At 73.0% G+C, this 12240-nt stretch carries 9 protein-coding genes and 1 pseudogene; 4 read left to right on the top strand and 6 right to left on the bottom strand.

Going from position 1 to position 12240, the window contains the following annotated elements:
- Positions 1 to 805 precede the first annotated feature (805 nt).
- Both ACFVFR_RS30490 and ACFVFR_RS30485 read left to right on the top strand, forming a co-directional pair.
- The gene (locus ACFVFR_RS30490; protein ID WP_359327085.1) at positions 806 to 1003 is read left to right on the top strand and encodes a helix-turn-helix domain-containing protein; all 198 of its coding nucleotides are present in this window, start codon (positions 806 to 808) and stop codon (positions 1001 to 1003) included.
- Entirely contained in the window at positions 994 to 2484 is a 1491-nt protein-coding gene (locus ACFVFR_RS30485; RefSeq protein ID WP_383707608.1) for a tyrosine-type recombinase/integrase, read from the top strand. The genes ACFVFR_RS30490 and ACFVFR_RS30485 overlap by 10 nt, the downstream gene beginning before the upstream one ends.
- A gap of 60 nt (positions 2485 to 2544) precedes the next feature.
- Here ACFVFR_RS30485 and ACFVFR_RS30480 read toward each other — a convergent pair whose 3' ends face one another.
- The 3 genes from ACFVFR_RS30480 to ACFVFR_RS30470 form a co-directional block, all read right to left on the bottom strand.
- Positions 2545 to 4068: an aldehyde dehydrogenase family protein gene (locus ACFVFR_RS30480; RefSeq protein ID WP_383707606.1), complete on the bottom strand. Its 1524-nt coding sequence runs from the start codon at positions 4066 to 4068 to the stop codon at positions 2545 to 2547.
- Positions 4069 to 4174: 106 nt separating this feature from the next.
- Entirely contained in the window at positions 4175 to 5443 is a 1269-nt protein-coding gene (locus ACFVFR_RS30475; protein WP_383707614.1) for a GAF domain-containing protein, read from the bottom strand.
- A gap of 77 nt (positions 5444 to 5520) precedes the next feature.
- Positions 5521 to 5682, bottom strand: a complete 162-nt coding sequence (locus ACFVFR_RS30470) for a hypothetical protein (protein ID WP_383707604.1) — start codon at positions 5680 to 5682, stop codon at positions 5521 to 5523.
- A 558-nt stretch (positions 5683 to 6240) separates the two neighbouring features.
- Between ACFVFR_RS30470 and ACFVFR_RS30465 the strand changes: the two genes are divergently transcribed.
- Positions 6241 to 7020: a PE-PGRS family protein gene (locus tag ACFVFR_RS30465; RefSeq protein ID WP_383707602.1), complete on the top strand. Its 780-nt coding sequence runs from the start codon at positions 6241 to 6243 to the stop codon at positions 7018 to 7020.
- Positions 7021 to 7487: 467 nt separating this feature from the next.
- Here ACFVFR_RS30465 and ACFVFR_RS30460 read toward each other — a convergent pair whose 3' ends face one another.
- Positions 7488 to 7784: a zf-HC2 domain-containing protein gene (locus ACFVFR_RS30460; protein ID WP_383707600.1), complete on the bottom strand. Its 297-nt coding sequence runs from the start codon at positions 7782 to 7784 to the stop codon at positions 7488 to 7490.
- Between ACFVFR_RS30460 and ACFVFR_RS30455 the strand changes: the two are divergent.
- Positions 7744 to 8376, top strand: a pseudogene (locus ACFVFR_RS30455) (sigma-70 family RNA polymerase sigma factor); the annotation flags it as partial. The gene ACFVFR_RS30460 and the pseudogene ACFVFR_RS30455 sit on opposite strands and share 41 nt — an antisense overlap.
- A 900-nt stretch (positions 8377 to 9276) precedes the next feature.
- Here the strand turns inward: ACFVFR_RS30455 and ACFVFR_RS30450 are convergent.
- Positions 9277 to 9885: a copper chaperone PCu(A)C gene (locus ACFVFR_RS30450; RefSeq protein WP_383707598.1), complete on the bottom strand. Its 609-nt coding sequence runs from the start codon at positions 9883 to 9885 to the stop codon at positions 9277 to 9279.
- On the bottom strand, positions 9882 to 12240 hold a 2359-nt coding region (locus ACFVFR_RS30445), incomplete at its 5' end, for a heavy metal translocating P-type ATPase (RefSeq protein ID WP_383707596.1). The genes ACFVFR_RS30445 and ACFVFR_RS30450, both read right to left, overlap by 4 nt.

Genomic DNA, 12240 nt, shown 5'->3' with positions numbered 1-12240 from the left:
TTCGCCCGCCCACAACCTGACATCAGCAAGGTCCCCACCCATGAACACGCCAACGACCAACCCGGCCATCAGTCACGGCAAGCACCGTTGCAGTATTAATGCCGTGACTCTCGGCGCGGAGGGCACGTCCTTGGACCGGCGCTCTCGTGCATGGTTGCGCGCGTCTCCAACGGTGAGTCCGTTGACGAGGCGCGGCGGGCGCCCGCGTGAGGTGACGGGCGACTCCCTGTGGTGCGACTGCCGGCAGGATATCGACTGGGTGGTACCGCGAACTTTGGAGAGGGCTGCACGGTATTCGCTCACGGCAGACGAGGGATCTCTCGAGGGACTGGAAGTCCCGCTGGCGCTATGTCAACGTACAACATCCGTGAACAACGGAGGCAGTAAGCAATCCGCCGGTTGCCTCATCGAGGAGTTCCCCTTTCGGCGGCGTCTGCCGGCATGTGCCTTCGCTCTCTCCGACTGCTCGCCCTCACCTCCGCAACGCTCGGTGCTTTGATCAGGTGGACCGTCCACAGCTAGTCCCCGTCGGGCTTGGTCGGCAGCAAATGGCGAGATCCCGGGGGAGTGAGCGCAACATAGGCCACCATCGCCGGTTGGCCAAGCCCGCGATCGTGGTGACGATTGACATCGTTCGCATCTGGTTGTGCTTGGTGTGAGCCGCGCAACCACGCTGTCCCCTCATGCCAACCTCTACAGCCATGCGGAGATCGTCTTCCGTCCTTCAACGCATGCGACGGTGATGCACATTTCGCTGGCCTCGTCTAAGTAACTGATGACTCTGCACACTTCGAAGGAACCGTCAATGGCCCGTCCCCCCGCGCTCAAGCTCGCCGAAGTCCTGGCGGAAATCCGCATGAGCCCATCGGCCTTCTATCGCCTGCGTGCGCGCGGTGAAGCGCCCCGGATGATCAAGCTACCCAATGGTGAATTGCGTTGCCGCCGCGCCGATCTGGACGCGTGGTGGGAAGCGTGTGAAGGGGGCACGCCTGGATGGCGTTGAGTTACAAGGTACGATTCTGGGACATCCGTGAACGGCCCGACCGTCGTAAGGGATTTGAGGTTCGCTGGACGATCGATGGCCGGGAAAAATCCGAGTCATTCCTCACGAAGGGACTCGCGGAGAGCCGACGCGCCAAGCTGATCACTGCCGCGCGCGACGGCGAACCGTTTGATCCACGGACGGGTCTGCCAGCCTCCGAGCTCCGGGCCCTGAAGCAGCGCACCACTTGGTATGCCTTGGCGAGGGAGTACATCGAGCAGCGGTGGGACCGGACACCGGGAAACACACGCCGCACGCTTGCCGACGCCCTGGCCACCATCACCCCGGCCTTTGTCGAGCCAGGGGCCGTGCCGCAGGCGCCTCGCGTGCTGCGACGGGCGCTGTACTCCTGGGCATTTAACAAGAACGCCTGGAGAATTGGTCCTCCGGAGGAGTGGCAGGTCGCACTGGACTGGCTGCAGCGTCACTCGCTGCCCGTCAGTGAGTTGGAGGAACCCGACGCGCTGCGCCGGGGGCTCGATGCGCTGTGCCGCAAGCTCGATGGAACGGCCGCTGCCGCGAAGACGGTGAAGCGCAAGAGGGCCGCCGTCAACGAAGTCTTTGGGACGGCGGTCGAACGCGGGTACTTCAACCAGAACCCGCTGAACGGGCTTCGTTGGTCCGCGCCTGAGGTCGCCGACGAAGTCGATCCCGACTGCGTGCCGAACCCGGCTCAGGTCGCACGGCTACTGACCGCTGCAAAGACCCTCCCTGGCCGTGGTCCGCACCTGTACGCCTTTTTCGGCTGCATGTACTACGCCGCCATGCGCCCGGCTGAGGTCATCCATCTGCAGAAGTCCCAATGCCGCCTCCCGGCGAGCGGTTGGGGGCTGCTCAACCTGAAGGGCGGCGTCGTGATGGCCGGCAAGGAGTGGACCGATCACGGCGCTGTCCACGAGATCCACTCACTCAAGCGACGAGCGGCTAAGGCCACGCGACCAGTACCCATCCCGCCCGTGCTCGTCCGTATGCTGCGCGAACACATAGAACGCTTCGGAGTCGCCCCCGACGGACGCCTCTTCCGTAACGCGGCGGGGAACTACGTCGACGCCGCGGCGTACGGCATCACGTGGAGACGGGCGCGTGAGGCCGCCCTCACCCTCGACGAACATGCCCTCGAACTGGCCAGGCGTCCCTACGACCTGCGTCACGCAGGCATCTCGTTCTGGCTTGCCTCCGGCGTCGACCCGGCGGAGTGCGCCCGCCGAGCCGGCCAGAGCATCCAGGTCCTCTTCCGCTACTACGCCAAGTTCCTGACCGAGGCACGGAACCATGCCAACCATTTGATCGAGGAATCGATGCGCCGATGGGAGGCGCCGGCGGACGACAAGGAGGGAGCCTTAATCACGCCTTGGCCCGGAAATGCCCCGGAACAGCTGGTCAGCGGCGGGATACCAGTGGGAGATATCGGGAGCAGGGGAGTATTTCGACTTGCCACCTAACTGTGCGCCTCGCAGGGCGCCCGACGATAAAAGTCCAGGTCAGGCACCCTCCTTCCGCCTCTAGAAGAACCCCTGCGCCTTCGGTGAGTACGAGACCAACAGGTTCTTGGTCTGCTGGTAGTGACTGAGCATCATCTTGTGGTTCTCACGGCCGATGCCGGACTGCTTGTAGCCGCCGAAGGCGGCGTGGGCCGGGTAGGCGTGGTAGCAGTTGGTCCAGACGCGGCCGGCCTGGATGGCGCGGCCCGCGCGGTAGGCGGTGTTGCCGTCGCGGGTCCAGACGCCGGCGCCGAGACCGTAGAGCGTGTCGTTCGCGATCTCGATCGCGTGGTCGAAGTCGGTGAACGGGGTGACCGCCACCACCGGGCCGAAGATCTCCTCCTGGAAGACGCGCATGTGGTTGTCGCCTTCGAGGACGGTCGGCTGGACGTAGTAGCCGCCCTCCAGCTCTCCGCCCAGCTCCGCCCGGGCTCCGCCGGTGAGGATCTTGGCGCCTTCCTGCTGGCCGATGTCCAGGTAGGACAGGATCTTCTCCAACTGGTCGTTGGACGCCTGCGCGCCGAGCGCCGTGGCGGTGTCCAGCGGATGGCCCTGGACCATCTTCTCGGTACGCGCCACGCCGGCGGCGAGGAAGTCCGTGTAGTGGCCCCGCTGGATCAGCGCCCGGGACGGGCAGGTGCAGACCTCGCCCTGGTTGAAGGCGAACATGGTGAAGCCCTCGAGCGCCTTGTCCAGGAAGTCGTCGGTGGCCGACGAGATGTCGTCGAAGAAGAGGTTCGGGCTCTTGCCGCCCAGCTCCAGCGTCACCGGCTTCACGTGCTCGGCCGCGTACTGCATGATCAGCCGGCCGGTGGTGGTCTCGCCCGTGAAGGCGACCTTGGCGACACGGGCACTGCTGGCCAGCGGCTTGCCGGCCTCCACCCCGAAGCCGTTGACGACGTTGACGACGCCCGGCGGCAGCAGGTCGGCGACCAGACCGAGCCACACGTGAATCGACGCGGGGGTCTGCTCGGCGGGCTTGAGGACGACCGTGTTGCCCGCCGCCAGCGCCGGGGCGAGCTTCCAGGTCGCCATCAGGAGCGGGAAGTTCCACGGGATGATCTGGGCCACCACCCCCAGCGGCTCGTGGAAGTGGTAGGCCACCGTGTCCTGGTCGAGCTCCGAGAGGCCGCCCTCCTGCGCGCGGATGACGCCCGCGAAGTAGCGGAAGTGGTCGATGGCCAGCGGGACGTCGGCCGCCAGCGTCTCCCGTACCGGCTTGCCGTTGTCCCAGCTGTCGGCCACCGCGAGGGCCTCGAGGTTGGCCTCCATGCGGTCGGCGACGCGGTTCAGCAACACCGCGCGCTCGGTCGGCGAGGTACGACCCCAGGCCGGCGCCGCCGCGTGGGCGGCGTCCAGCGCCCGCTCCACGTCCTCGGCCGTGCCACGGGCGATCTCGGTGAAGGGCTGACCGGTGACCGGGGTCGGGTTCTCGAAGTACTGACCCCGCGACGGCGGCACGTACGCACCGCCGATCCAGTGGTCGTAACGTGGCTGAAAGCTCACCACGGCGTCGTCGGAGCCCGGATTCGCGTAGCGGGGCATGGCGCGACCTCCCGATCACATGCCGCACGCTCCCGTGGCGGGCGGCGCTGCGCGGAGGCTAGACACCCCCACGTTGCGCGGACGTTGCCGAACGGGCGAGGCCGCGTCACCCCGCGAGATCGTCGTCCGGCAGGCCGTAGGTCAGGCGTAGCCGGCGGACGCCGCGCAGCACCGAGGCACGCTCGGAGCTGTGCGCGGGCAACGCGGCCAACAGGGCCTCCCGCGCCTCCAGATCGGCCTCGCCCCAGGGCGTCTCCGCCCAGCGCCGCAGCAACTCGGCGTCCCGGCTGGCGAGCACGGCACGCCGTATTCGGTCGTCCAGGACCGACCGCAACCGGCGGATGCCGGGAGCTTCCGAGAGGGGGAGCAGCGGACCCTGGTACGTACGGAGCGCCGTGTGCGGACGGCCGGCGGACAACTGGTCGGCCGCCATCAGCACGTCGCACCGGACGGGGGAGCACAACCGGTACGGCCGCGAGCCGAGCAGGGGACCCACGCGCCGGCGTAGCCGGGACAGCTCGGCCCGCAGGGTCACCGGGTCCACCGCCCGCTCCCCGTACAGCGCCAGCGCGAGGCGGTCGCCGGTCAGGCCGTCGGGGTGGCAGGCCAGGAGCACCACGATCTCGCTGTGTCGGCGGCTCAACCGCAACTGCCGCCCCTGCGTCACCAACAGCGCCTCGTCCCGCCCCAGTGCGCTCAGCCATGCGTCGGGGCCCGTGTCACCGCTGGTCGCGGGGCGTTCCAACGCGGCGAGTTCCGCCTCGGCGGCCCGCGCCGTGGCCTGCACCAGGGCCAGGCTGTGCGGTCCGGCCAGATGGTCGCCGCCGGTGATGTCGATCGCGCCCAGGAGCCGCCCGGTGTGCGGATCGCGCACCGGCGCGGCGGCGCACGTCCACGGCTGCACCGGGCGGCTGAAGTGCTCGGTGGTGAAGATCTGCACCGGATGGCCGACGGTGAGGGCCGTGCCCGGCGCGTTGGTGCCCGCGTGCCGCTCGTCCCAGCGGGCGCCGGCCACGAAGTTCATCCGCTCCGCCCGGCGGAGTTCGCCGCCGTGTCCCTCGACCCAGAGCATGCGGCCCAACTCGTCGCAGACCGCGAACAGATGGGCGCCGTCGTGCGCGACGGCGCCCAGCAGCTCCCGGAACAGCGGCAACACGCGGGCCAGCGGATGCTCGCCGCGATACGCCTCCAGGTCGCCGGCCTCCAGGGCGATGGGAGCGACCCCGTCCCTGGCCACCCGCGCGTCGGCGGAACGCCGCCACGACTCCGCCACCACCGGCCGTACCGACGGGGTGACGGCGCCGCGGGCCAGGAACTCCTCCCAGCCGGCGCGCACCGCCCGGGACCTGTCGGCGGGGTTGGTGCCGGGCGTCATCGCCAACCACGGGTTGACGGACGCGTTGACCAACGGGTTGACCACGGGGCCTGCCTCCTGCGCTCGCACCGGTCGACCTACGGTGGAGAGGCGTAGCCGCACGTGTGGCAGATCTTCCAACCGTCCTGGTTGACGGCCAGCTGACCTCCGCAGTTCGGGCACTGCTCGGCTCGCGGGACCGGTGGAGACGGCCGCCGGCCGTCCGTCGTGTCGGGCAGTACGCCACTCTTCGTTCTCATGTTCCTCGTCCGTTCTGCGGTACCCAATGTCCCCCGCCAGGTGGATGCCCCGGATGCGGAGGAACACGCCCGCCGGTGCCATCTGGCGCGAGCCGCGTTCACACGGGGTGTGCGCGGCGCACCCATCATCGCGGCCTCCACACGGTGCCACCAGCCGCCGGCACGCAGTTGACTTGAGGGACCGCGAGGCGGGGCGACCCGGCGCGCGGCGGCGAACACGGCCCGGCGACGCGCGCGCCCAGCGCGCGTGTGTCATCGACCAAACGCGCCAGTATGGGTCGATATGAACGGTCGAAAGCGTGGTCACGACGCCCCTGCGGGTGGCCGATGACCCCGCTTACGTCTCGGCTTCCGTGGCGCGCGACGCCCCCGGAAGTCGAGCGGATCGACGACCGCGGCAGTGCGAGGGACCAGGCCGCGGCTCCACCCCCCGAGCCGGCGGCCCTCCGCCGCCCCGCACCGACGGGCCGAGGTGCGGGGCGGCGCCTCGCGCCCTCCACGATGATTCGCGCCCCCGCACGTGAGCGCGCTGACCACGGGTGCAACGATGTGTGCGTTATGGAAGCGGGGCACGTTCTGCGCGGGCTGCGAGCAGCGGTGTTCGCGGCGGTCTGCGTGCTGCTCGCCGCCGCCGGACACGCCGTCATGTCGGCCACGCCCATCCCCGCGTGGGCGATCGGCGTGGCCCTGCTCGGTACGGGCGGGGCGGCCTGGTGCGCGGCCGGCCGGGAGCGCGGCCCCCTGCTGATCATGTCGCTGACGGCCGGCGCCCAGATGGCGCTGCACACGCTCTTCAGCGTGGCGCAGACCAGCGCGGGCGCGCACGGCGCCGGGCACGGGCAGCACGCCCACTCCGGCGCGTCCACGGTCGAGGCCGCCGCCGACGCCCTACGCGAGCGCGTCGCGGCCGGCGAGGCCGTTCTGCCGCCCAGCTGTGGCCTGCCCAACCCGCTGCTGGGCGACGCCGGCTCGGCCACGGGCGGCGACGGCGGTCTCGGACAACGCGTCACCGATCTGGGTGACGTGGTCTCCTCCGCGCACACCATGGCCCTGCACGACGGACACGGCGGCCTTGGCATGTGGTCCGCCCACCTGCTGGTCGCCCTGGTCTGCGGGGTGTGGCTGTGCGGAGGCGAGCAGGCGGCGTTCCGCGTCGGCCGCGCCCTGGCCGTGCGGCTGTTCGCCCCCCTGTACGTCCTCTTCGGCGACACCGCGCCAGGGCCACGACCCGAGCACGGCCGCGCGGGCCGTGCGCACGGGGCGCGCCGCCCACGGCGCCTGCTGCTCGCCCACGTCATCGCCACCCGGGGTCCACCGGCCGGGATCGCCGTCGTCTGACGGCCACGTCCCTTCGGCAGACCACCTTCCCGGCACGCCCGTTCGGCGGCCGGGGCCGGTGCGCCCTGTGGCGCGCCGGAACCCAGGAAGGACCCATGGCGATGAACTCTGCCCACGCACGGGCAGCGACGGCGCGGCGCGCGGCGCCCCGCCCCGCCTCCACCCCCGGTGCCAGCCGGCCCGCCCGGCCCCGCCCACCGGCCCCCGCGCCCGACGCCCCGGCCCGGGTCAGGACCTCGCGCGACGCGATCCGGCCCCCTGTCCACCACCATCCGGCCACCGCCCTCGGGCGGACCACCGCCCCCGACCGGGCCGCGGGTCGGAACCGGTCCACCAGCCGCGTCCGGGCCGTGGGACGCGTGGTCGGAGCCCGCGCCCTCCCTCGCCCGGCCGCCGGCCAAGCGGCTGGTTCGGCCGCGTCGCGGGCCCTGGCGGGGGCCGTGTCCCCGCGCGCCGGCGCCGCGCGGCTAGTACGCCGTGTCGCCGATGCGGGTGGTCCACTCGCGCAGCGCCCGTACGCGCCGTTCCCAGAGCTGGCACTCGGCGCAGCCGCGCAGATGGGCGTCGAGCGCCGGCCCGGACACGCCGGGCGGCAGCGCCTCACCGTCGACCCTGGCGGAGAGTGCGGTACGGATATCGGAACACAGCACCCGGCCATGGTCCCCGCTGCCGTGTCCGGTGCGCGCGGCGCCCCCCGCACCGGCGCCCCACACGCCGCTGACCATGCTCCGGGGCGCCTCGGCCACGGTGGCGACACGGGTCACGGCGAGACGGGGCGCGGTGGCGCCCGTGTATGAGCGTGACGACGACGCGGTGACCGCGTGGGCGCTGGCGGCGCGCGGCGGCGACGCCGAGGCGGTGGACCAGTTCATCCGGGCCACCCAGCGCGACGTGTGGCGGTACGTCTCGCGGCTGAGCGACGATCCGCAGTCGGCCGACGACCTCGTCCAGGAGACGTACCTGCGCGCGCTGCGCAGCCTGCCCCGGTTCGAGGGCAGGTCGTCGGCGCGTACCTGGCTGCTGTCCATCGCCCGCTACACGGTGGTGGACCGCCTGCGCTGGAACGCGGCCAGGCCACGGCTGTCCGACACCGACGACTGGCAGACCGCGGCCGAGCTGGCCCAGTCCCGCGAACTGCCGGGCTTCGACGAGGGGGTCGCCCTCTCTCAACTGCTCGGCCAGCTTCCCTACGAGCGCCGTGAGGCGTTCGTTCTGACCCAGCTCCTCGGGCTGCCCTACGCGCAGGTCGCGCTCGTGGTCGGCTGCCCGGTGGGCACCGTGCGCTCGCGCGTGGCGCGGGCCCGCGAGGCGCTCATCGAGCAACTGGCGAGCGCGGAGCGGGCCGGCAACGGGGCTTGCTCGGCCGAGCCCGTGCCCTCGCCGGAAGGGGGGAGGGCGAAGCCCACGGGGGTGGCGGCGGACGCCTCGGCCACCACCCGCCGTCCGGCGTCGGCCCGGGGCGTCCCGGCCACCGGCGATGGCCGCAACGGCAAACGGCGTCGGGCCGACACCGCTCCGGTGGCCACCCCGAGGCCCGTCCCCGCCTCGGTCGTGGTCGGCGGCCCGGGACCGGTCGCGGGGCCCGCCACCAGCGGGACGCGCACGCGCGTACCCGCACTGGCCGGCGCGCACTGAGACAGGTTCGGGCGGGGCACACGGGTCACCCCCGTGCGCCCCGCCCTTTCGCGCGCCTACGACCACCACCCCGCGCCGTCGGGCCCAGGGCGTGTACGTGGCCGGTATCGCGTGGGCCCCGCGTGCGGGTCCGCTGGGACGCCGGGGCGGGCCCCGGCGCGTAGGGTCCGGCCGGGCCACGCGGCGCACGACCCCTACGCCGGGTACGGGGGATGCCCCGCACTCGCCGATCGCGCCCGTCGCGCGGTCCCGGTCGCGGTCTGTTCGGGTGCGGTGCTGGCCCCAGCGGGTCTCGGCCGGCGCCCCCGCTCCCGGGGCGGGCCCCCGCTCCCGGGGCGGGCCCCCGCCCCCCGCCCGGTGGCCGCCCGCTGTCCAGCCCGTGCTGTGGGGCCCCACCGCCTACGGGCCCTGGCCGCGTAGGCCCCTCGCGCGGCCTGGCCCGGCACCGCCCCGACGTGGTCCGTACCGCCCCGGCATGGCGCCCCCGGGGGCGGCCGCTGGACGCCAGCGGGCCCCGCCACGGGTGTCGTGGCGGGGCCCTTTGGGGCGCGCGTGGCGGAGGGGGAGTCGCCCGGAGCCGCAGACCCTGTTCGCCGAGGGCCGGCGGATGCGCGCCGTGCCTTAGCTGCCCGGCCGTACCACCAGGGCGTTGACCCGCAACGGGTCGCTGTCGCGGAAGTGCAGGACGAACGGCACGCGTTCACCCAGCCGCATCGGGGGCGGGTCCTCGACCATCACGTCGAGCCCGGTCGCCGACATCTCCAGCTTGCCGCCGGCGGGCAGCCGGACGGCGGAGACCATCCGCATCGTGCCCACGCCGTTCTCGTGCACGTTCTCGCTCAGCATCACGCGCCCGGCCCGGGTCGGGGACGAGACGCGGACGAGCTGGTCGTCGGCGCCGCCCTCGTTGGTCAGGTTGAACAGCGCGACCGTGGCCTCCGGGTTGGAGGGCAGCATGACGCGCGCGTCGACCAGGGTGGGCTCGGCCGGGCTGCCCGCCGCGCCGGACGCCGTCCACGCGGTGAGCGCGCCGAGCGTCACCACGCAGGCGAGCACCGGCGCCAGGACGGCCGTCAGCGCGCCCTTGTTGAGCGTGAAGCGCGCCGAGCGGGGCGCGGCGCCGCGCGCCGCGTCCGCTCCGGCCGCGTCGGCGGCCGTGGGCGGAGCGGACGCGGACCCGGCGGGCCCGTCGGCGGCATCTGGCGCGGGGGACGGGGGCTTCTCGCTCATGACTGCTCCGATGCGGCCGTGGCGTGGGCGCGCGACCTGCTGGGACGGGTGCTGGCGGGCCGGTCGCCGCCCGGCCGGGAGCCGCCGGGGCGGGAGCGCCCGGTGGCACCGCTGGAGGAGGAGGGCTGCCAGCCGCGCAGCCGCAGGCTGTTGCCGACCACGATCACCGAGCTGGCGGACATGGCGGCGGCGGCCACCATCGGGTTGAGCCAGCCGACGGCGGCCAGCGGAAGGGTGACCGCGTTGTAGCCGAACGCCCAGGCCAGGTTGGACCGCACCATGCCGAGCGTGCGCCGGGCCAGACGTACGGCGTCGGGCAGCGCGCCCATGTCCTCGCGGACCAGCGTCACGTCGGCCGCGCCGATCGCCGCGTCGGTGCCGCCGCCCATGGCGATGCCGAGGTCGGCGTGGGCCAGTGCCGCCGCGTCGTTGACGCCGTCGCCGATGACCGCGACCCGGTGGCCGCGCTCGCGCAGCGACCGCACCAGGTCGGCCTTGCCCTCGGGGGTGGCCCGAGCGTGCACCTCGGTGATGCCCAGCCGTTCGGCGACGGCCTTCGCGGTCGCCTCGCTGTCGCCGGTCGCCAGCACCGTGCGCAGGCCCAGCCGACGCAGGTGGTCCACCGCGCGGAAGCTGCCGGGACGCAGGCTGTCGCCGAGCGCCACCACGGCCTCGGGCGTGCCGTCCACGCGTACCAGCACGGCCGTGTGCCCGTCGCTCTCCGCCTCGCGGACCGCGTCGGCCAGCTCGGCGGGCAGCGCGACCGCGGCGTGCGACGCCTGGTCGGCGCCGGGCTCGGCCTCGACATCCGGGCGGGAGACCGTCACCAGCTGGCCCTCCACCCGCCCGCTGACGCCGTGCCCGGCGGTGGCGGCGAAGCCGGTGACCGCGGGCAGCCCGGCGCCGTTCGGCGCGGTGCGCCGCGCGTGACCCATCAGGGCCCGTCCGACCGGGTGTTCCGAACCCTGCTCGACCGCGCCGGCCAGACGTACCACGCTCTCCTCGTCGAGCCCGTCCGCACGGCAGGTGACCTGCGTGACGCCCATCTCGCCGATGGTCAGTGTGCCCGTCTTGTCCAGCACGATGGTGTCCACCCGACGCAGCCCCTCCAGGGCCTGCGGGCCCTTGACGAGGATGCCGAGCTGGGCGCCGCGCCCGGTGGCGGCGAGCAGCGCGGTGGGGGTGGCCAGCCCGAGGGCGCACGGGCAGGCCACGACCAGGATGGCCACGCCCACCGTCACCGCGGCCTGCGGGTCGGCGCCCGCGCCGAGCCAGAAGCCGCAGACGGTGACCGCGATGGACAGCACGACCGGCACGAAGATGGCGGCCACCGCGTCGGCCAGGCGCTGCGCCTTGGCCTTGCCTGCCTGCGCGTCCTCCACCAGGCGGGTGATGCGCGCGAGTTGGGTGTCGGCGCCCACGGCCTCGGCCCGCACCGTCAGCAGCCCGCCGGAGTTGACGGCACCGCCCACGACGGTCGATCCCGGGCTGACCTCGACCGGCGCGCTCTCGCCCGTCACCAGCGACATGTCCAGGGCGGAGCCGCCCTCGGTGACGACGCCGTCGGTGGCGACCCGCTCACCGGGCCGCACCACGAACAGGTCGCCGACCCGCAACCGCTCGATGGGAATGCGCTGTTCGGCGCCGTTGACCCTTATGACCACGTTCTTGGCGGCGAGGTTGGCCAGCGCGCGCAGCGCCGACCCCGTCCCGTGCTTGGCCCGCGCCTCGAGCAACCGCCCGGTCAGCACGAACAGCGGCACGGCGACCGCGGCCTCCAGGTACACGTGCGGCGTGTCGCCCGAGGCGCTGGGCAGCAGGGTGAACGGCATCTCCATGCCGGGCTCGCCGGCGCCGCCCCAGAAGAGCGCGTACGTGGACCAGGAGAAGGCCGCGATCACGCCGAGGGAGACCAGGGTGTCCATGCTGGCCGCGCCGTGGCGCAGTCCACGGGCCGCCCGCGAGTGGAAGGGCCACGAACTCCACGCCGCGACGGGGGTGGAGAGCACGAAGCACACCCACTGCCAGTTGCGGAACTGGAGCGCCGGGACCATCGAGATGACCAGCACCGGGATCGACAGCAGAGCCGTGATCACCAGTCGGTCGCGTTCCTCGCGCGCGACGGCCGCCTTGCGCCGCTTGGCCTCCTCCTCCGGGTCCGCCCCGTCCTCGGCGCCCGCCGCCTCCTGCCCGGCCGGCGGTGCCACCGGCTCGGCGCTGTACCCGGCCTTCTCGACCGTGGCCGTCAGCTCCGCCACCGAGAGGGTGGCGGGGTGGGTGATGTGGGCGCGTTCGGTGGCGAGGTTGACGGTGGCGGTGACGCCGTCGATGCGGGCCAGCCGCTTCTCGACCCGG

Source organism: Streptomyces sp. NPDC057702 (genome assembly GCF_042799315.1).
Taxonomy (GTDB): Bacteria; Actinomycetota; Actinomycetes; order Streptomycetales; family Streptomycetaceae; genus Streptomyces.
The sequence above is the reverse complement of the archived record's forward strand: the minus strand, read 5'-3'. Positions and strand labels throughout refer to the sequence as shown.